Source organism: Bacillus sp. NEAU-Y102 (assembly GCF_054788175.1).
This window is the reverse complement of record NZ_JBTWFK010000009.1, coordinates 100,525-121,215: the sequence shown is the minus strand read 5'-3', so window position 1 is coordinate 121,215 and position 20,691 is coordinate 100,525. Positions and strand designations below refer to the sequence as shown.

Below are 20,691 nucleotides of genomic sequence, written 5' to 3'. Positions count from 1 at the left end.
CTTTACATATAGGAATTATTTTCATTCCACTTTGAACTATCTATATATATAAAGAAAGATAGTCACCTGTTAGGGAAAGGCTTTCGTATTATTATAAATATAACAAAAGAAAAAGCACGCTTATAAGCGCACCATAAGAGTGCTTCTTCATACAATTCTCATGTAAGAGTTCTCGAAAATCATGTTAATCACAAAGAAAAGACATTAGCTCATAAAAGCTAATGTCTTTTCTTTATTCATATTGTTCAGCATTCCACTCTTCTATATTCCATACTTTTGTTATCCACGATTCATAGAAAGAAGGTTCATGTGAGACAATTAAAACCGTTCCTTTATATTGTTGTAACGCTTCTTTTAAAGCCATCTTAGTTTCTACATCCAAATGATTAGTCGGTTCGTCTAAAATTAAAACATTGCTTTTCGTTGCGATGAGTTCACATAAACGCACTTTCGTTTGCTCTCCACCGCTTAATAAATGAATAGGTTTTAATACATGTTCTTCTTTCAATCCACACTTCGCTAATGCTTGGCGCACTTCTTTCTTTGTCATATCTGGTCGCTCTGCCCAAACTTTCTCTAATGGTGTTATTTCTGAAGCAAACTCTTCCTGTGCAAAATAAGCAGGATTTACTCGTTCCCCAACAAAAATTGAACCACTTAGCGGCTTTATTTGATCTAATAACGTTTTTAACATTGTCGTTTTTCCAATACCATTATGACCAACAATAGCTATCTTTTCTCCTTTCTTCACTTGTAAATTCAATTCTGGAAATAACGAATCACTATAACCCACTCTTAGTTTCTCAGCCTGTAATATACTACTTACTGGCTCATTATAAACAGTAAAAACAAAACGGGACCGAGGTACATTTTTAACCTTTTCAACCCTTTGCATTTTCTCCAATACTTTCTCTCGACTTTTTGCCTGTTTTGCTTTTCGAATTTTATTTTTTTGAATAAATGTTTCTAACTGAGCAATTTCTTTTTGTTGTTTCGCATACGCCGATTGTAATTGTTTCCTTTGCAATTGATAACTTTGTAAAAACTTTTCATAATCCCCTACATATCGCTTAACTTTTCGTTCTTCTAGATGGTAAATGACATTCGTAATATTATTCAAAAATACTTCGTCATGCGAAATGATAATATAAGCTTTTTCATACAACTTCAAGTACGATTGCAACCATTCTATATGTGCTGTATCTAAATAGTTCGTTGGTTCATCTAGCAATAAAACATCAGCTTTTTCTAGAAGAAGCTTTCCTAGTAATAACTTTGTCCGCTGTCCTCCACTTAACTTTAAAACATCCTTTTCCAATCCTATTTCAAACAGCCCTAAACCAATTGCCACTTCTTCAATTTCTGTATGAATTTGATAGAAATTAGAGTTTTCCAATATAGTTTGTAACTCTCCATACCTTACTAACAATTTTTCTACTTCTACTACTTCAGCCATCTCTTCTGCAATTTTTAACATTTCGTATTCAATCGCATACAAGTTAGAAAATGCACTTTGCAAGTATCCTTCAATTGTTATCCCTTCTTGTAAATCTATATGCTGCTGCAAAAATCCAACCTTTACATGTGGAAACCATTCAATGTTCCCATCATCATGTATAAGTTCTCCTGTTAAAATTCTTAGCAGTGTTGATTTTCCAATCCCATTTTTCCCTACTAACCCAACATGCTCCCCCTTTAATAATCGAAAGCATGCATTATATAAGATGGTTTTCTCACCATACGAATGACTTAAATTTTCTACTGTTAATATACTCATTTTTTTCTCTCCTTTACTTATCGTCCATAAGCTAAATAGAGAGACCAACAGTATGAAGCCTTATTTAATTATGCATATAAAAATGGGTAAGGTGAATACACCTTACCCATTACATATTATCGTAAAAAAGGATTAAGGTTCTTTACCTGCTGTCTTCAATTTAGCTTAATCTTAAAAAATGGGCAGACTTCTCCCATATCAAGCTAAAACCATTTGAAGAACAGTTGATAAAGTCATTTTATCCTTTCACTCCTTTAACATTTGTTATATTAAGAGTATAAACTACTCTGTTATATTCTATTCTCTATTTTCCCTTTTGTTCCTTCTCCATCTTTTCATATTCTAAAAAAAGCCTCTTAACAGTAATTATACTAAAAACTGTTAAAAGGCTTTTTCTATTTTTTCATATAAGGAGCTAACACACTTAAAATCTCTTCTTTATCCTTTTTTAATTCGAGTGACGTTAACATATCCATCGTTCTCAGTCTAGGTAATTTCACTTGTACCTCGCCAACTATTGACGCTGGTCTTTGAGATAAAATAAATACGCGATCTGAAAGCAAGATTGCCTCATCTAAGTCATGTGTAACCATAACGATTGTTTGCTTCTCTTGATGCCAAGAGTTTAAAAGCCAGCTATGTACTTCCATTTTTGTAAATGCATCTAACTTTCCAAAAGGCTCATCAAGCAGCATAATTGGCTTTTCACACAAATATGTGCGCAGAAAACTAATTCTTTGACGCATACCACCAGACAATTCATCTGGATAATGGTCTGCATATTCATCTAGTTCGAACTGCTTTAATGCTTCCATTCCTTCTGTCAGCCTTTGTTTTTTCGGCTTTCCTTCAATTTCTAACGGAAGAACGATATTTTGCAAAGCTGATCGCCACGGTAGTAATAAATCTTGTTGTGGCATATAACTAACAACATCTTGCTCTTGTACTTGCTTATCTTTATACGTTACGTTCCCGCTTGTTGGTTTTTCAACATTTGCAATCATGTTTAATAATGTGCTTTTCCCGCAACCACTCGGTCCTACAAAGGAAACAAACTCTCCCTCTTGTATAGAGGCACTAATATTCTCTAATACATTCTTTCCGTCGAAAGATTTCACTATATTTTTTATTTGTAATCCGCTCATTTTTCACTTGGAAGGAATTCATTTGTAAAAGCATCTTTTACATCGATTTTCTTTTTAATAACTTTGTTGTCATATAAGAAATTCATGTAATTCGTCCAAATTTCTTCCTTCTGTACTCCCCATGCTTTCGCATCATCTTGATACTTCGTACTTAACCATTTCTGGCTTTCTTGAACTAAATCTTTATTTACATCTGGAACAGCTTTAATTAGAATATCAGCAGCTTCTTTCGGTTCCTTAATTGCAAAATTATAACCTTCTGTTGTTGCACTCATAAACTTTTTCACAAAGTCTTTATCTTGCTTCGTATGTTTTTCACTCGTAATAATAACAGGACTATAGAAATCAAGCGCTGGGTCTAAGTCTTTCACCATAATCGTATTTAACTCTTTTCCTTGGCGCTTCGCTTCAATTCCATCCCATCCGTAATAAATCCATTCAAAGTCTGCATCACGGCCGATTGATTTAAAGAAATCGGTTTGTCCTAAGATGATTTTTTCAACTTTATTAAAATCAGCTTGATGCTTATCCATAATCGTCTTTAATGTCGCTTCTTCTGCTGGTCCTCCCCAGCCGCCGTAACGTTTACCTTCAAAATCTTTCGGTGACGTCATATTATCTTTCTTAAGTGATGCAAATGCTGAAGTGTTATGCTGAATAATCGCTCCGACAGATACAACAGGAATCCCTTCCACACGAGCCAACGTTACATTTTCTTGTGCGCTTATTGCGAAGTCAGCTTTTCCTGATGCTATCATTTGCTCTGCTGTTACATTGTCACCCGGTTGAATAATTTCTACATCTAATCCTTGCTTTTTGTAATAATCTTTCGTTTGTGCTACATATAAGCCAGTATGATTCGTATTTGGAAACCAATCTAATACTACTTTTACTTTTTGATCTTTACTTTTACTTTCTTCTTTCTTCGCCGGATTACATCCAGCCACACCTACCGCTACTAAGGCAGCTAACATAACTTTCAAACCTTTTTTCATTTTCTGCCGTCCTTTCTATATATCCATGGTGCTGTTATTCTTGCCATAAACTCTACGATAAAATACAGGCACAATGTCACCATAACGATGATTGCTGCAACACCAAATACTCGGGCAGTCAAAAATGATTTTGTAGCCCTCGTAAGCATAACGCCTAATCCTTCACTTGCACCGAGCCATTCTCCGATAATTGCCCCCATTACGCTATATGTAACTGCAATTTTTAAGCCTGAGAAAAAGTATGGAAGCACTGCTGGAAATTTTACTTTCTGGTAAACTTGCCATTTCGTCGCCTTCATTGTTTGTAACAGCTTCAACATGTTTTTATCTACTGTTTGAAAACCTTCTAAAATACTAAGCGCAATTGGGAAGAAACAAACGAGTATTACGACCATTACTTTCGGCAACATCCCATATCCAAACCAAATAATAAATAGTGGTGCAAGTACAACAATTGGAATTGTTTGCGAAATAACGAGCAATGGATTTATTAAAATACGAAATAACGGTATAACGTCCATAATAATTGCGATGCTCGTCCCCAATAAAATTGCAAAGAATAGTCCAATTATAACTTCCTGCAGTGTTTGCATCGTATTTGGTAATAGTAAATCTTTCATCCCAATTAATTCTTGAACAATGGCAGAAGGCTTTGGTAAAATCCACGGTTCGATTTTAAATAATGAAACAGATCCTTCCCATATCGCAATGAGAAGGATAAGCCAAATAGTTGTAATAAGTTTAGATTGCTTCTGGTTTTGCATATTCATCACGGTACTTCCAAACCTTTTCATCTATCGTTACACCAGTGCTTGGACGATAATGGATTTTAATAGAAGTAATCACTTCTTCTGCTCCAGCATCGACGCAAGCTTGTTGTGCACGTTTAACGACATCAAGAAGTACATCTAATTCTCCTTCCAAAGTTGTTTCCATTGCCCCTACTTCATAACGAACTCCCGATTGTTGCACAACTTCAATTGCTTTATCGACAACAGAATATACATCTTTCGTTTTCGCTTGTGGTACTACTGAAAATGACATTGTAACTTGTTGTGACATAATAAAATCCCCCTTATAAAATTAAATTTCAAAAATAAGAAAAGGCTTTCCTACTGCGTAGGAAAGCCTTGTATGCAAGTTATTATAGAATAACATATGCTACATCACTTTAAGTAACTCCCTACGCTGGCATTATCCAGATCAGGTTGAGGGTCGATGTTTACTTACATCCTCTCAGCCAATTGGCTCCCCGGTCCTTAATTCGTTTTCATTGTAGCATGATTTATTTTATTGAACAAACAAAAGCATGCATAATCATTTCATTATTTTTGGAAAATAACCAACTTTTTCACCATGAGCTAATAACTGCTGTATAAATTCTTTATTAATTGCTGGTACTTTCAATTCTTTTTTCTTAATCCATTCATTCGTTCTACGCGTACCCATTACAATTTCAGATTGCTGCGCTCCATCTCCTGCAACTTGAGAAGCAATTAACTCTGCTATTACTTCATTTCCCTTTGCTAATTCAAGTCCGGCATTTTCATATTCTGAAAGTGTAACCAGTTCAAGATTGTATCCACACTCTCCAATTAGCTGTATAAATTGTTCAAACTCAATTTGATGTGGATGACAGATGTGCAATGTTTCTCCATCTATTTGTGAATCTTGTACATACGTTACAATTGATTTACTAGCAAAATCAATTGGTGTGAAATCAACTTTCCACTTCACATTTGGTGCTTTTCCAATTAATAGCATTGTTTTAATAAGACGATAAAATGCGTTTCCTTCAATATTTTGTTGGAACGAACCTGTTTCTGAATGACATGCTAAATTACCTGCACGATAAATATTTCCACGCAAACCATTTTTCATTGCTTCACGAACAATGTTTTCCGCTTGTAGTTTACTATTTGAATATACATTCTCTAAGTCTACACTGTAATTAAAATCACCAGTTTTCATGTATGTATCCCATTGATCTACTGCTAATTCTAACGGGATACCAATCGTAGAAATAAAATGGAATGTAGCATCTTTTTCCACTAATGCTAGCATACGGCTAGTTCCTTGGACATTTATATTTTCAAATTGTTTTACATCTCCAAAATGTCTTACATCTGCACCGCAATGAATTATCGTATCCATCTTAGAACTGATGAACATAAATTCTTCTTCGCTCATCCCAAGATACTCTTCTCCCAGATCACCAGCTACGGCCTGTATACGCTGTAACCATTCTTCACATATATCATTAAAGTAAGCTGTTAATGTATCTATAATTCTTTGCTGCACATCTTTGGTTGGTCTTACTAAACAATAAATAGTAGCAGATGTATCTCTCAGCAATTCATATAATATGTGTGATCCTAAATAACCAGTAGCTCCTGTTAAAAAGACATTTGAAATCTGGGTTTCTTCCAAAACGTTTGCATACGTAATAGTATCCGGTTCGTGAATCACTTTATATTCACGAAATACTTCTTCTTTCTCTACTTTTACTTCTCGCTCAATTCGAGCTAATCCATATATCGTTCTTTCTTTAAAGAAATCTTGAATTGTTAAATGTGAGAAATCTTCTTTTAACAATGTTAAGACTCGTAATACTTTCAATGAATGTCCACCAATTGTAAAGAAATCATCATGCACTCCAACTTTTGAAATTCCTAATACTTCCGCCCAAGCGTTCGCTATTTGTTTTTCTGCTTTATTAGAAGGTGCAACATATTCTTGTAGACGAACCGGTTCATACTTTTCTTCTAACTGAGCTAACTTCTTAACATCAATCTTTTTATTAGGTGTAAGTGGTAATTCATTAATATAAATTAGTTTAGATGGCACCATATAATCTGGTAATTGCTCTTGTAACTGATAAACTAATTCTGGTATTTCTTTTTTATTTAAAGTTGTATAGAACGCGATTAAATATTGGCTACCTTCCTTACTCTTCTTAGCAAAAACAGCATTTTCTTTTATATTATGATTTTGAGAAATTTTACTTTGGATTTCTCCTAGTTCAATACGATGTCCTCTAATTTTTACTTGATCATCTTTCCGATGTAAAAACTCTATATTTCCATCCTCTAGCAACTTAACGATATCACCTGTTTTATATATATTAACTATAGGATTAAAAGGGTTCGGAATAAAAGCTTCAATTGTTTTATTAGGTTTATTAAAATACCCTTTTGCTAATCCTACTGAATCTATATATAATTCACCAGGTACACCAATTGGACAAAGATTCATATTCTCATCCAAAATCATAACTTGATAATTAGAACATGGTTTACCAATGGGAATACTCGCAACATCCTCATTTAACTGACTAGGTATTTTATAAGTTGTCGTCACTACTGTACATTCTGTCGGTCCGTATACATTATGAATTTCAACATCTGTACGTATTCTTTCTCTCCACAATTTAATAACCTCTACAGGCAACATTTCACCGCCAATCGCAATTCTTTTTAGGGAAGCTAGCTTATATATATCTTCTTCTGCTAAATAAGTTGCTATTTGTCGAACAAAAATTGTTGCTAATGCCAAGATCGAAGTTGCTTTCACTTTATAGATTGCATGTGCAAATGCTTCTACAGACAATCGCTCTTCCTCTAATAATACATACAAGTTTCCTCCGCAGAATAAAGAAGCAAATGACTCCCATACAGAAGCATCGAAACTAAAGGAAGGAAATTGGGCAAATACATCCTCTTCTGTCAATTCATATTGCTTTTGCATCCAAGTGTACAGATTAACAACGCCTCTATGTGCTAACATCGTTCCCTTTGGATTCCCTGTTGAACCAGATGTATAAATCATATAAGCTACATCATCACAATGAATAGACAACTTTACATCTATATCTTCACAAGTTTCACTATCATACATTGAAACTGTTTGAACCCCATCACATGTTATAGGCGTCTCTTTCATCAATATAACTTTCGCTTGGCTATCTTGAATAATGTACTGTATTCTACTTTCCGGATAATCTGGATCAATCGGAACATACGCTGCACCAGCTTTTAATATAGCTACCATACTTACTACTGTGTCTATGCTACGTTTCATAAATATTCCAACATAGTCTCCTAATTGGACGCCGTTTTTAATTAACATATGAGCTATTTGATTACTTTTTTTATTTAGCTCCTCATAAGTTAAAGTACCTTCCCTTGAAGATAAAGCTATACGATTTGGAAATTGAGTAACAGTATTATAGAACATATCGACGATGCTTTTCTCAGGATATACTGCTGTCGTATCATTCACTTGACTATAAAGTGCCATCTCGGCCTCTGTAATAACATTAAAATCATTTATATAATTATTATTATTTTGTAATGTATTGATTAAAACACCTTGTATTTGTTGTGCATAACGAGTAATCGTTGTCTCTTTCCAATTAACACTATTAAATATTATTTCTACGCTTTGCATATTTTTACTAAATACAAATTGTAATGTATTCGTGTCTTGTAGCTCATAATATGTTTCACCAATAATAATAGGTGACATTTCATATAATGTATTACCGTTTTGAAACTCTTCTATTTCTTCCTCATTCATTTCTTTAATTTGTTCCAGTTGCTCTTCAATCTGTAAATTCAAACTTTCATAGGAGAGAAAATTAGAAATTTCAATAGTAATCGGAAATAAACTTCCTCTTACATGATAAAGCACGACAATATGTTTTTCTTTAGAAATATGATATAACCACGTTGCAGTCGCTCCTATTAAATCTACAATGTGAGTCAAATTTGGAAATAGTTCAGTTTTTCTTTTTACCCCAAATTCTGTTCCTTGAACATCTTTAGGTATTTTAATACTTCCTTCTACTTTTCCTAAAAATTCTTTTACCATCTCATTATAAGAAATTGCTAATTTCATATTTATGTAAATTCCTCTCTCAAATATAATAAAGGTGTGAAAATTCACACCTTTTTCATCCCTTATTAACGGGCAAATTAGTTCAATTCATAATCAAAGGGGGGATCCCCCTTCGATTAGAATTGATCTTTCTTCTTATTCACTTTTAAACTCACCAATTAGCTCTTGTAATTCCTGAGAAAGCCAACTTAAAGAAGTCGCTAATTCTGCAATATCTTGTACTGATATTTCTTGCTCTTTCATGCTTTCTTCAACATTACTACTGCTGTTGGCATAAGTATTTGCAATATGTGATAATTCATTTACGACTTGAACAATATTCTGGCTATTTTGTAAAATGTCACTCGAATTACCAGAGACAGCTTTTACTTGATCTGTAACAGATTGCGCTGATTTTGAAATTTTTTCAAAGAAATCTCCACTACTTTGAACAAGTGAAATTCCAGTTTCTACTTCTTTTGAACCTTTTTGCATTGAAACTACAGCATCTTCTGTCTCAGCTTGTGTTTCACCAATTAATTTCGCTATATCTTTTGCAGACGCTTCAGTTTGTTCTGCTAATTTTCGTACTTCATCAGCAACAACTGCAAACCCTCTTCCAGCTGCTCCAGCACGTGAAGCCTCAATAGAAGCATTTAAAGCTAATAAATTTGTTTGATTTGAAATACCTGTAATTACAGTTACGATATCACTAATTTCTTTTGACCTTGTTTCTAACGAATAAATGATGGAAGATAAATCCTGTACTGCATTTTGGATTAAACTCATTTGATTAATAATTTGTCCAATCACTTCATTACCTTCAATTGAATGTTGCTCCATACCTTCAGAAGCAACCGCAACTTGTTTTGCAGCCCCAGTTATCTCTTCTACCTTATCTTCCATTCCATGTACAATTCCTAAACATTGTTGTACTGAAGTTTTTTGAGACTGTGCCCCTACTCTTAAACCTTCAATAGAACTTGCAATCTCTTGAACTGCCATACTGTTTTCCTCTGTACTCGCCGACAATTCTTGTGAAGAAGAAGAAACTTGCTCAGCAGTTTGCCTTACTTTATCTATAATCCCTTTAAATTTTTCAATCGTGTTATTGAAATAAACATTAATAATTCCAATATCATCTGGTCTTTCTTTTAATTTAATACTTAAATCACCTTCACCAATTTTACGTAATCCTTCTCGTAAATCTTTTAATGGAGCTAGCGAGTGACGCACGATAAAGAATTGAGTAATAGTCGCAATTGCTAATGAAATAATGATAAAGAGTAAGCCCTGTATCATAAACTTCTCTTTTGTAATAGGAACAATGGAAGCATCTAAGTCAGCCGCAATAATTGCAACAATATTGTTTTCTCCATCTGTAATTGGTTCTAATATTGTCACCCACGAACCTATTTCATCTTCATATACTTCTGTCATTTGGGCCTTTTTCGTATCAATGACCTTATCGTATGCCTTCATCCAATGAGCGGGTTGTTCATAATAATCTCCCGGCTTTATAGGGAATGCATTTGTTAACTCTGTAGTCAAACCAACGAGTTGTAATTCCCGCTTTTCATTCGGTTTTGCTCCTGTAACATACGTTTGTCCAACACTTTTCAATTCTTTTGACACTTCATCTAATTTCTCTGTTAACTTTTCTTTTTTCACTTTTTCGGCTGTAGGATCTTTCGCCATGTCTCTAACTAATTCTACATCCAATTTTTTCAACACTATTTCTCCTGTTTCAATAGACTGTCTTTCAAATAAAGACATCATACTATTTTGAAACATGTTGAAACTTAACGCGCCCATACTTCCAACAAGTGTCAAAATAACTAATACGGTTAATAAGACGTTCTTTTGAAGGAACGATAACTTATGCCAATATTTTTTCATTAATATCCACCTTCCTTAATGATACTAAATAAAAAAACAAAATATATGAATATTTTGTTTAAAGATGTTTCTCAATATGTTCGAGAATAAAAAAAAGCCAATGTAAAAGCATTGGCCAAGACCAACCCTATCCGTCCGGTAACTGGCTAGCATAGCCTTTCGACCTTAGCTCCTGTAGTTTTGCGTCCTCATGTTTCCATCAGTTTGCCTTTCTCGCTGAACGAGTTGAACGATATGGGAGTTCTATGAGAATCATATATTCTCTATCAAAGGTTACAACATATAAATCAAAATGTCTACTTATTTAGAGATATAAATACAAATTTTTAAAGAATTGCTTTTTCGAAATAATTTCAAAAAGTACGTGAATGTTACTTTTTTTGTGTTATATAATAAAAAATGTATAAATAACAAGGATTTCTTCGGGTATTTATTTAATTTTCATTCAAATTAAACTATTCGAATATATCTTAACTAATGAATTTCGGAGGTAGTTTATCATGTTTTGGCTACAATTTCTTACCTTGTTACTCTGTATTTTTATTGGTGCACGCCTAGGCGGAGTTGGTTTAGGAGTAATGGGTGGAGTTGGTATGGCAATACTCGTTTTTGTCTTCCACTTACAACCGACCGCGCCTCCTATCGATGTAATGCTTATGATTTTGGCAGTAATTACAGCCGCTGGTGCTTTGCAAGCTGCTGGAGGAATGGACTATCTTGTTCACCTAGCTGAAAAAGCATTACGAAAAAATCCAAAGCGTATTACTTTTTTTGCTCCAATTGTTACTTATTTATTCACACTATGTGCAGGTACTGGTCACGTTGCCTATTCTGTACTTCCTGTTATTGCAGAAGTCTCTCGTGAATCAGGGATTAGACCGGAACGCCCAATGTCGATTGCCGTAATCGCTTCTCAACAAGCAATTACAGCTAGCCCAATTTCAGCTGCCACAGTTGCTCTTTTAGCAATGTTAGCTGACTATAAAATCACTTTATTAGATATTTTAAAAGTGAGTATTCCTTCTACTTTCATTGCTTGTATGTTAGCAGCATTCGTTGCTAGTAAGATGGGAAAAGAATTAAATGAAGACCCTGAATACTTAAAACGATTAAAAGAAGGAATGATTCCTAAGCTTGAAGAGAAAAAAGAATTTGTAGGTGTAAAGGGCGCAAAATTATCAGTTATCCTTTTCCTTGTAGGAACCTTCCTTGTTGTACTTCTTGGTTCATTTGAAGCACTTCGTCCAGGATGGATAGTTGATGGGAAGTTAGCCCGTCTTTCCATGCCGAACACAATTGAGATGGTTATGTTAACTATCGCGGCTCTTATTATTATTTTCTGTAAACCAAATGTAGAAAGCATTGTGTCTGGTAACGTCTTTAAAGCAGGAGCAACAGCAGTTGTTGCTATTTTCGGTATCGCTTGGATGGGAGATACTTTCTTTAATGGAAACTTAAATATGATTCAAGGATCCATTCAGCATTTAGTAACAAGTGCACCTTGGCTATTTGCCATCGCACTATTCATTCTATCTATTTTACTGTACAGCCAAGCAGCAACAGTACGTGCCTTAATGCCACTTGGACTATCCCTTGGTATTCCACCAGCACTACTGATTGCGATGTTCCCTGCAGTAAACGGATATTTCTTCATTCCAAACTACGGGACAATCGTTGCTGCCATTAACTTTGACCGTACCGGTACAACAGGTATTGGTAAATACGTATTAAATCATAGCTTTATGATTCCAGGCTTAATTGCAACATTTACTTCTATCGGAATTGGAATGCTCTTAATTTCAATTATGTTTTAAAGAAAAAGCACAAACCTTTATTTAAAAAGGTTTGTGCTTTTTTAATCAAACGTTTGTTTAAATTTTTTGGGCAGTCTACTTCTCGATGTAGCACTTAAAATACTACATGTCCTTTTCTACAAACTTCTCTTTACTTCTTCAGCTAATTTTCTCGTACTTTCATATGCAGATTCAGCTAAACTAATTGCTGAAACAACTGAAATACCATCCGCACCCGCTTCTATAACTGCCGCTGTATTTTCAATTGTAATCCCACCAATACCAACGATTGGCACTGTAATTCCTTGTTCTCTAAAATAAGCTAATCCTTTCGTTCCTTGAACCGCTTTCGTATCTTTTTTCGTACTCGTTGGGAAAATAGGTCCAACGCCTAAATAATCTGCTCCGTTTTCGATTGCAAAGCGTGCTTCTTCAATTGTATGAGCAGATACGCCGATAATTTTATCTCCCATTTTTTCACGAACAGATGTAATTCCTTCATCATCTTGTCCTACATGAACACCATCTGCATCTAATTCAATGGCTAATTCTACATCATCATTTACAATGAAAGGAACACTATATTCCTTACAAAGCGTCTGCAATTCTTTTGCAAAGCGCACTCTATCTCCTCCGATTAAAGAACCTTCCCCCTTCTCGCGAAACTGAAAAAGTGTCACTCCACCATCTAACGCTTCTTTCAATACAGCTAAAGGATCCCTCGTGCAGTTATTACTTCCCATAATAAAATACACTTGCAATAGGTTAGACATTTTCTTTGTTTCAATGCGCATCATGTGTTTCATCCCCCTTACTCTAACTCCTCAATCTTCCCATATTTCTCTATATCAGCTGAAGTTGTATTCGCTAATTGATTTAAAAATTCAATTTGGAAACTACCTGGCCCTTTTTCTACTGTTTTAGCAGCTGCCAGTTCCGAAGCTACACCATAAAACGTTAATGCTGCTACAGTTGCCTTTACATAATCTTTTTCAACTGCTACAAATGCTCCTATTACTGAAGTTAGTAAACAACCTGTTCCCGTAACTTTCGTTAAAATAGGGTGACCGTTTCGAATAACAATAGTTCTCTCTCCATCTGTAACAACATCTTCTTTTCCAGTAATAACCGCAACTGTATTTAATTCGTCTGCTGCCTGCCTTGCAATACCTACAACATTGCCATTTCCAGTACCAGCGTCTACCCCTTTAATTTCCCATTTCTCATTAATAACGTTTGCTATTTCAGCCGCATTGCCGCGGATAATTGCTAAATCTATTTCGGCTGGAATATGTCTCGCAACTTCTGTTCGATACGAAGTTGCTCCTGCACCAACTGGATCAAATAGTACTGGCACATTGTTCACATTTGCTGATTTACCAGCAAGTAACATCGCTTCTACTTCCTCAGGACGAAGTGTTCCCATATTTAATACTAACGCTCCAGCAATGCTAGCCATTTCTGCTACTTCTTCTTTTGCATACGCCATTACAGGCGATGCCCCAAGTGCCAACAAACCGTTAGCAGTAAAATTTGTTACAACAACATTTGTAATATTATGAACAAGCGGATTAGATTCTCTCACCAAATCCACTACTTTACTAATTTCTTTCATATTCATCCTTTTCATCTCCTAACTATAATGATGGGAGATACACAAAAAGACACTTTGCGCGTACGCAAAGTGCCTGAACATGTGCTTTTACACTCTCCCTACGCTGGCATTATCCAACAGGTTCAAATGGTCAATGACGGACTAGTAGCCATACTCTCAGTTTGTATCCACAAACTCCCATGTGTTTCTTATTCATCTACTTCAAAGTCTACTCTTATTCTAGTAAAATAACAAGTTCTTTACTTTTCTATTTAATATAGAAGCAACTGATAAAGTGAAACTTTAATCAGTTGGGATTTTGTTCACTCCATTAAAAACAGCTCAAATATGGAGCGAAACTGAATCTCAAGAAGATGTATGCTATATTTAACTTATGGAAATTTGAAAGGATGTTTTTAATATGTCAAAAAGCGTTGTAATCGCTGAAAAACCTTCCGTTGCACGAGATATTGCTCGTGTACTGAAGTGTGATAAAAAAGGAAACGGCTATCTTGAGGGTAATAAATATATTGTAACTTGGGCTTTAGGTCATCTCGTTACATTAGCAGATCCAGAAAGTTATGATATGAAATATAAAAAGTGGAATTTAGAAGATTTACCGATGCTACCTAAGCGTTTGAAATTAACGGTTATTAAACAAACTGGTAAACAGTTTAATGCTGTAAAGAGTCAGCTACTTAGAAAAGATGTAAATGAAATTATTGTAGCAACAGACGCTGGACGTGAAGGGGAATTAGTCGCACGCTGGATTATCGATAAAGTTAAGCTAAATAAACCAATCAAACGTTTATGGATTTCTTCTGTAACCGATAAAGCAATTAAAGATGGTTTTGCAAATTTAAAACCAGGTAAAGCCTATGACAATTTATACGCTTCAGCAGTTGCACGTTCAGAAGCTGACTGGTATATCGGTCTTAATGCAACTCGCGCTTTAACAACTCGCTTTAATGCCCAGTTAAATTGCGGCCGTGTGCAAACTCCTACTGTTGCAATGATCGCTAGTCGTGAGGATGAAATAAAGAACTTCAAAGCACAAACTTACTACGGCATCGAAGCTCAAACAATGGAGAAACTCAAACTTACTTGGCAAGATACAAATGGCAATAGCCGTAGTTTTAATAAAGAAAAAATTGATGGTATTGTAAGAGGTTTAGATAAACAAAATGCTACCGTTGTGGAAATTGATAAGAAACAGAAGAAGTCATTCTCTCCTGGTCTTTATGATTTAACTGAATTGCAACGTGATGCAAATAAAAAGTTCGGTTACTCTGCTAAAGAAACATTAAATATTATGCAGAAATTGTATGAACAGCATAAAGTGCTAACGTACCCTCGTACAGATTCACGCTACATTTCATCTGATATCGTTGGAACACTTCCAGAACGTCTAAAAGCATGTGGTGTTGGAGAATACCGTCCCTTCGCACATAAAGTATTACAAAAGCCTATCAAACCTAACAAATCATTTGTTGATGATAGTAAAGTAAGCGATCATCATGCGATTATTCCAACAGAAGGATACGTTAACTTCTCAGCATTCACAGATAAAGAACGCAAAATTTATGATTTAGTTGTAAAACGTTTCTTAGCTGTTTTATTCCCAGCATTCGAATACGAGCAACTAACATTACGTACCAAAGTTGGTAGTGAAACGTTCATTGCACGCGGAAAAACGATTTTACATGCTGGTTGGAAGGAAGTATACGAAAATCGATTTGAAGACGATGATGTAACTGATGACGTAAAAGAGCAGCTTCTGCCTCACATTGAAAAGGGCGATACATTAACTGTAAAGTTACTTATGCAAACATCAGGCCAAACGAAAGCACCTGCACGCTTTAATGAAGCAACTTTACTTTCAGCAATGGAGAATCCTACAAAATATATGGATACGCAAAATAAACAACTCGCTGATACATTAAAATCGACTGGTGGATTAGGTACTGTAGCAACGCGTGCTGATATTATCGACAAGCTATTCAATTCGTTCTTAATTGAAAAACGTGGCAAAGATATTCATATTACTTCAAAAGGCCGTCAGTTACTTGATTTAGTACCAGAAGAGTTAAAATCCCCTACACTAACTGGTGAATGGGAACAAAAACTTGAGGCTATCGCAAAAGGTAAGCTGAAAAAAGAAGTATTCATTTCTGAAATGAAGAACTATACGAAAGAAATTGTTTCTGAAATTAAATCGAGTGATAAAAAATATAAACATGACAACATTTCAACGAAGTCTTGTCCAGACTGCGGTAAACCAATGCTAGAAGTAAACGGCAAAAAGGGAAAAATGCTCGTATGCCAAGATCGTGAATGTGGTCATCGTAAAAATGTATCTCGTACAACAAACGCTCGCTGTCCGCAATGTAAGAAGAAACTAGAATTACGTGGTGAAGGCGCTGGCCAAATTTTCGCATGTAAATGTGGCTATCGCGAAAAACTTTCTACATTCCAAGAAAGACGTAAAAAAGAATCTGGAAACAAAGCTGATAAGCGCGACGTTCAAAAATATATGAAACAACAGAACAAAGAGGAAGAACCATTAAACAACCCATTTGCGGAAGCATTAAAAAAATTAAAGTTCGATTAAACAAAAAGGTTCCTACCGCTCTCGGTAGGAACCTTTTCTTAATGAATGATTTTACTTCCTTTTGCATTCTCAACAAATTTTTCACTTGATTTGTTAATTGGTGTTTTCAGTAATAACGCAGCAACAATCATAACTACTACGAAAGCACTTAACACAAGTAAATCGCGCGTTACGATATCCCAAAGCATTCCGCCAACTGTTTCACGAATTGCGCTAATTGCGTATGTGAATGGTAAGAACGGATAAATCGCTTGGAAGAACGCTGGTGTCATTTGGATTGGGAATGTTCCGCCCGATCCTGCTACTTGTAGTACAAGTAAAATGATCGCCATCGATTTCCCAACATTTCCGAAAATAGAAACGAGTGAGTATACGATACAAACGAAGACTCCTCCAATAAATAAACTAAATAACACAAACCAGAACTTATCGACTACGTACGTACCGAGTAAGAATATATCTCCCATCGATACGATAAACGCTTGTGAAAGACCTATCGTTAAGAATGTTAATAAACGTCCGAAGTAAATTTCATGGCTCTTATAATTTGCGCCCTCTTCGTGTACTTCTACCGTTAATAATGAAACCATTAATAATGCGCCTACCCATAATGCAAGCACTGTATAGAATGGTGACATCGCTGAACCGTAGTTCGGCATCGCAAATAATTTATTTTCTTTTAAATTTACTGGATTCGCAAAGTAATCACTTTGCTTCTCAACATCGTTTTTCAATAAGCGTATGATGTCTTTTAAATCCTCTTCAGATTCAAAATCACGAATTTTATCTGCTAATTCTTTAATCTTTTTCTCAGTAGCTGGCATTTCAGCTTTAATGTCTGCTAATTTCTTTTTACCATCTACTAAACCTTTTGATGAATCTTCTAGTAATTTTTTAACATCTGGAAGCTTTTTGTCTGCATCGTTTAAAATTTGAGTTGTATTTTTCGACATCTCTTTTGTACGAGCAATTGCTGTATTGAAGTTAGGTACAATCTCTGAATCATACGTCGATAATACATCTGTTAATTGAGCTGATCCGCCCTTCGCAGCATTGTTAATACTTTCAATTACATCTTTTGTAGGTTTCTGTCCATTGTTAAGAAGTGTAATCCCCTTATTCGTTGCATCTACACCTTTTTGCAGACTACTTTTCGCTTTATTTAATTTTGCGATTCCATTATTAAGGTTTTTATCACTATTTACATCCGCTAAAACCTTATTTGTACTTTCTAGAACTGGAATCATATCATCAATTAAACCGATTCCAGATTGGAATTGACCATTTAAGCTTTTCAAGGCTTCCTTCGAACCTTCTAAACCATTAATACCTTTGTTTTGTACATCCTCTAGTGCTTTTTGGACACTAGATTTAGTACTTTCTAGACCATTTTTCGCTTTATCATAATCAGCTTTTGCATTATCGTATATTTCATTCGCATTAGCTTTAGCTTGATCTACTGTGCTAACTGCTTTTTTATAATCTGCTACAAACGTTTCATTATAATCTTTTTCAGCTTGATCAATTAATGCATTTGCTGCATCTAATTTTTGATTTGCTACATCTGTTACATCTTTCTTTACTTCTTGTCCTGTACCGATAACATTTACAATATCTTTAATACCGTTGTTTGCATTTTCCATACCACTTTTCAGCTTAGTTAGGCGATCCACTCGCCCTTGGAAAAAGCTTTTTCCAAAATCAGTCGTCGCTGAGTTTTGAAGTTCAGTAAATACATTAATAAGATACGAAATACCTTCTGTACGAGCTTGCAATTGATTTGATACTGCATTTAAATCTTTCTTTGCTTGTTCTGGATCAAACTGACCATTTTGCAATCCATTTAAAACACTTTTCCCATAAGCTGTTCCTGCACGTGATGAGCTTAAAACATTATTTACTGTTTGATTAATATTTTGCGCTATACTTTTATATCCGTCATTATTCAACTTAGAAAGGTCCGGTCTTGCAGGGAATTCAGGTAATCCATTCATTCCAGAGAAATCAGGAATATTTAAATCCACACCTGGATTCATTAAAAAGTTAGTAAATACAGCTGCACTATCCATAACGCCTTTTGCTACTACTAAATCATTTCTTATCGTTCCTGGAGCGTTTTTTAATGTTTGATCTTGTCTTGCAAAGAACTTATCTAAATTCGCCAATGCTTCCTGCCCATCATTTATTACACTCTCTACAACAGGTAAATCTTTTTGCGCCACTTTCACAATATCTTCTGCTCGAGTCGCATCATCTAACGCCTTATCCATGAGTGTATTCATTTCTGGGAACTGCGCTTCTAACTTAAATACAAGATCTTTTACTTTTTCGATACTTGGTAAGTTTGTTTCTAAATCGATTCCAAGGTCATTGAAAATTTTAAAAATCTCACCGTTTGCTGTTTTAACAAAGTTTTTACTAATTTCTTCTGTAATACCTGATGCACCTTTTGCTGTAATCTTCGGTGCGATCGCGTTTACTTTTTCATTCACATAGTAATCCAGTTCTGGTTTTTTCGGATTTTCATCCAGAACAGTTGCGATTTTTTCAGAGAAGTCTTTTGGAATCGTAATACTTGCATAATAATCCCCACGCTCAACTCCGTAAATTGCTTGTTTTTCATCTACAAATTTCCAGCCAAGATTTTTGTTTTTCTTAAGGGAGTCTACAATCTCTTTCCCGATATTAATATCTTTCCCTCTTAAATTAGAACCTGCATCTTGGTTAGAAACTGCAATGGGAACCTCTTTTGTATTTCCATACGGATCCCAAGAAGCTTTAATGTTAAACCATGCATATAACGATGGTAAAATCATTAATCCTAAAACAATAACAATTGCAGCCCAATGTTTGGCTACATTCCGTAAATCTGTCTTATAAATACGCCAAATCTGTTTCATAGAAGTTATCACCTAATTATATATTTTTCCTTCTTTAGAAAATGATACATGCATTTTGCAATTATATCACTTTCTACATCGTGTATTAACCAAAAACGTACTATTTTTTCCCATTAACTTTCACTTACTTCATTATATAACGAAGTGAGTCAAAGTATGAATACAAAATGACCAAATCGGTTTTACATTCAATAATAACAAATATATATGAAATGTCATAAAAAATACAAGTATTTTCTCTTGGAAATACTTGTATTCCTAAAAAAATCCTCACAGCTTTTATTCTCTGTGAGGATTTCTTCTATTATATATCCAATTGAACCTCTACACCGAAATGATCTGAAATTACATTTCTGTTTGTACCATTAAAAATAACTTTTGAAGAATGAACTTTTTTACTTTGGTTACACAATATTAGATCGATTCGCAAATTATGTTTATTTTCATCCCAACCAGCAATCTCGCCTTGGACAGTCGTTCCTTCATCCTTCTCTATTGCTAATTCATATGTGTCATACAACCCTTTTTGCATCATATACTCATAACCTTCGCCTTCCAAGCGAGCATTGTTATTAAAATCTCCCATTAAGAAGGCGAGCTTATTACTATCTACACGCCCCATCAAACGATCAACTTGACCTTTGAATGACTCTTCTTCATCATTCCACCAACCGAGATGGCAAGAGTAAAACGTTATATCTTTACCATTATAAGCAATTGTTGTACTTACAATTTTACGCGTTTTCCAATACGTTGTATCCTCGTTTTCTGAAATAAAGAACGTATCTTCTTTTATAATATTATGCTTCGTTATAATCGCTAACCCTTCTTCATACACGTCATAACCAATATGAGAGAAATCCCAAGTAATATTGTAATCTTTTACATGTAGCGCTTTTAACTCTTCTAATAGTAAAAGTCCAAAATTATCTTCTTTCTTGTTACCGCATACATTTTCAGCTTGTATGGACTGACTTACTTCTTGCAATGCGATGACATCGTACTCTTCTTCTTGAATTACTTTAGCAAGGTATTGTATCTTTTCTATTTGATTCTCTTCTTGCCAAGAATGACAGTTTAAAGTTAGCAATTTCATATT

The 20,691-nt window shown here is 34.8% G+C and carries 13 protein-coding genes and 3 riboswitches; of the genes, 2 read left to right on the top strand and 11 right to left on the bottom strand.

All coding sequences use genetic code 11. The annotated features are described in order from the left end of the window. Positions 1-232: 232 nt before the first annotated feature. The 7 genes from ACYFX0_RS22260 to ACYFX0_RS22230 form a co-directional block, all read right to left on the bottom strand. Positions 233-1,777, bottom strand: coding sequence for an ABC-F family ATP-binding cassette domain-containing protein (locus tag ACYFX0_RS22260; protein WP_460271958.1), 1,545 nt, complete (start codon positions 1,775-1,777; stop codon positions 233-235). Between the two features lie 395 nt (positions 1,778-2,172). Further along, positions 2,173-2,922 (bottom strand): ABC transporter ATP-binding protein, encoded by a 750-nt coding sequence (locus tag ACYFX0_RS22255; protein ID WP_000016082.1) that lies wholly within the window; start codon positions 2,920-2,922, stop codon positions 2,173-2,175. Beyond that, positions 2,919-3,917, bottom strand: coding sequence for an ABC transporter substrate-binding protein (locus ACYFX0_RS22250; protein ID WP_000715577.1), 999 nt, complete (start codon positions 3,915-3,917; stop codon positions 2,919-2,921). Before ACYFX0_RS22250 ends, ACYFX0_RS22255 begins: the two co-directional genes overlap by 4 nt. After that, positions 3,914-4,687, bottom strand: a complete 774-nt coding sequence (locus tag ACYFX0_RS22245; RefSeq protein WP_001057166.1) for an ABC transporter permease — start codon at positions 4,685-4,687, stop codon at positions 3,914-3,916. The genes ACYFX0_RS22250 and ACYFX0_RS22245 overlap by 4 nt, the downstream gene beginning before the upstream one ends. Next, positions 4,659-4,979, bottom strand: a complete 321-nt coding sequence (locus ACYFX0_RS22240; protein WP_000082906.1) for an MTH1187 family thiamine-binding protein — start codon at positions 4,977-4,979, stop codon at positions 4,659-4,661. The genes ACYFX0_RS22245 and ACYFX0_RS22240 overlap by 29 nt, the downstream gene beginning before the upstream one ends. A gap of 101 nt (positions 4,980-5,080) precedes the next feature. Continuing rightward, positions 5,081-5,182: riboswitch (TPP riboswitch) on the bottom strand. Between the two features lie 52 nt (positions 5,183-5,234). After that, positions 5,235-8,816, bottom strand: coding sequence for a non-ribosomal peptide synthetase family protein (locus ACYFX0_RS22235; RefSeq protein WP_460271957.1), 3,582 nt, complete (start codon positions 8,814-8,816; stop codon positions 5,235-5,237). Between the two features lie 135 nt (positions 8,817-8,951). Next, the gene (locus tag ACYFX0_RS22230) at positions 8,952-10,694 is read right to left on the bottom strand and encodes a methyl-accepting chemotaxis protein (protein WP_000761081.1); all 1,743 of its coding nucleotides are present in this window, start codon (positions 10,692-10,694) and stop codon (positions 8,952-8,954) included. 134 nt (positions 10,695-10,828) lie between these two features. Beyond that, positions 10,829-10,913, bottom strand: a riboswitch (cyclic di-GMP riboswitch). 281 nt (positions 10,914-11,194) lie between these two features. Between ACYFX0_RS22230 and ACYFX0_RS22225 the strand changes: the two genes are divergently transcribed. Next, complete coding sequence (locus tag ACYFX0_RS22225; protein ID WP_000498704.1) at positions 11,195-12,508, top strand: anaerobic C4-dicarboxylate transporter family protein; 1,314 nt, start codon at positions 11,195-11,197, stop codon at positions 12,506-12,508. A 116-nt stretch (positions 12,509-12,624) separates the two neighbouring features. Here the strand turns inward: ACYFX0_RS22225 and thiE are convergent, their stop codons facing one another. Both thiE and thiM read right to left on the bottom strand, forming a co-directional pair. Next, positions 12,625-13,284, bottom strand: coding sequence for a thiamine phosphate synthase (gene thiE / locus ACYFX0_RS22220; RefSeq protein WP_139213321.1), 660 nt, complete (start codon positions 13,282-13,284; stop codon positions 12,625-12,627). Positions 13,285-13,298: 14 nt separating this feature from the next. Further along, entirely contained in the window at positions 13,299-14,108 is an 810-nt protein-coding gene (gene thiM / locus ACYFX0_RS22215; protein WP_106082264.1) for a hydroxyethylthiazole kinase, read from the bottom strand. A 72-nt stretch (positions 14,109-14,180) separates the two neighbouring features. Continuing rightward, positions 14,181-14,293, bottom strand: a riboswitch (TPP riboswitch). A gap of 209 nt (positions 14,294-14,502) precedes the next feature. Between thiM and topB the strand changes: the two genes are divergently transcribed. Beyond that, on the top strand, positions 14,503-16,692 hold the full coding sequence (gene topB / locus ACYFX0_RS22210; protein ID WP_106082265.1) for a DNA topoisomerase III: 2,190 nt from the start codon (positions 14,503-14,505) through the stop codon (positions 16,690-16,692). A 38-nt stretch (positions 16,693-16,730) separates the two neighbouring features. Here topB and ACYFX0_RS22205 read toward each other — a convergent pair whose 3' ends face one another. After that, positions 16,731-19,592, bottom strand: coding sequence for a YhgE/Pip domain-containing protein (locus tag ACYFX0_RS22205; RefSeq protein WP_106082266.1), 2,862 nt, complete (start codon positions 19,590-19,592; stop codon positions 16,731-16,733). A gap of 304 nt (positions 19,593-19,896) precedes the next feature. Beyond that, positions 19,897-20,688, bottom strand: a complete 792-nt coding sequence (locus tag ACYFX0_RS22200; RefSeq protein WP_000771989.1) for an endonuclease/exonuclease/phosphatase family protein — start codon at positions 20,686-20,688, stop codon at positions 19,897-19,899. Positions 20,689-20,691: the final 3 nt, after the last annotated feature.

Coding starts and splice junctions, on each gene's coding strand:
- ACYFX0_RS22230 (WP_000761081.1), bottom strand. CDS start 10,694: ATGAAAAAATATTGGCATAAGTTATCGTTCCTTCAAAAGAACGTCTTA.
- thiM (WP_106082264.1), bottom strand. CDS start 14,108: ATGAATATGAAAGAAATTAGTAAAGTAGTGGATTTGGTGAGAGAATCT.
- ACYFX0_RS22255 (WP_000016082.1), bottom strand. CDS start 2,922: ATGAGCGGATTACAAATAAAAAATATAGTGAAATCTTTCGACGGAAAG.
- topB (WP_106082265.1), top strand. CDS start 14,503: ATGTCAAAAAGCGTTGTAATCGCTGAAAAACCTTCCGTTGCACGAGAT.
- thiE (WP_139213321.1), bottom strand. CDS start 13,284: ATGATGCGCATTGAAACAAAGAAAATGTCTAACCTATTGCAAGTGTAT.
- ACYFX0_RS22235 (WP_460271957.1), bottom strand. CDS start 8,816: ATGAAATTAGCAATTTCTTATAATGAGATGGTAAAAGAATTTTTAGGA.
- ACYFX0_RS22205 (WP_106082266.1), bottom strand. CDS start 19,592: ATGAAACAGATTTGGCGTATTTATAAGACAGATTTACGGAATGTAGCC.
- ACYFX0_RS22200 (WP_000771989.1), bottom strand. CDS start 20,688: ATGAAATTGCTAACTTTAAACTGTCATTCTTGGCAAGAAGAGAATCAA.
- ACYFX0_RS22250 (WP_000715577.1), bottom strand. CDS start 3,917: ATGAAAAAAGGTTTGAAAGTTATGTTAGCTGCCTTAGTAGCGGTAGGT.
- ACYFX0_RS22260 (WP_460271958.1), bottom strand. CDS start 1,777: ATGAGTATATTAACAGTAGAAAATTTAAGTCATTCGTATGGTGAGAAA.
- ACYFX0_RS22225 (WP_000498704.1), top strand. CDS start 11,195: ATGTTTTGGCTACAATTTCTTACCTTGTTACTCTGTATTTTTATTGGT.
- ACYFX0_RS22240 (WP_000082906.1), bottom strand. CDS start 4,979: ATGTCACAACAAGTTACAATGTCATTTTCAGTAGTACCACAAGCGAAA.
- ACYFX0_RS22245 (WP_001057166.1), bottom strand. CDS start 4,687: ATGAATATGCAAAACCAGAAGCAATCTAAACTTATTACAACTATTTGG.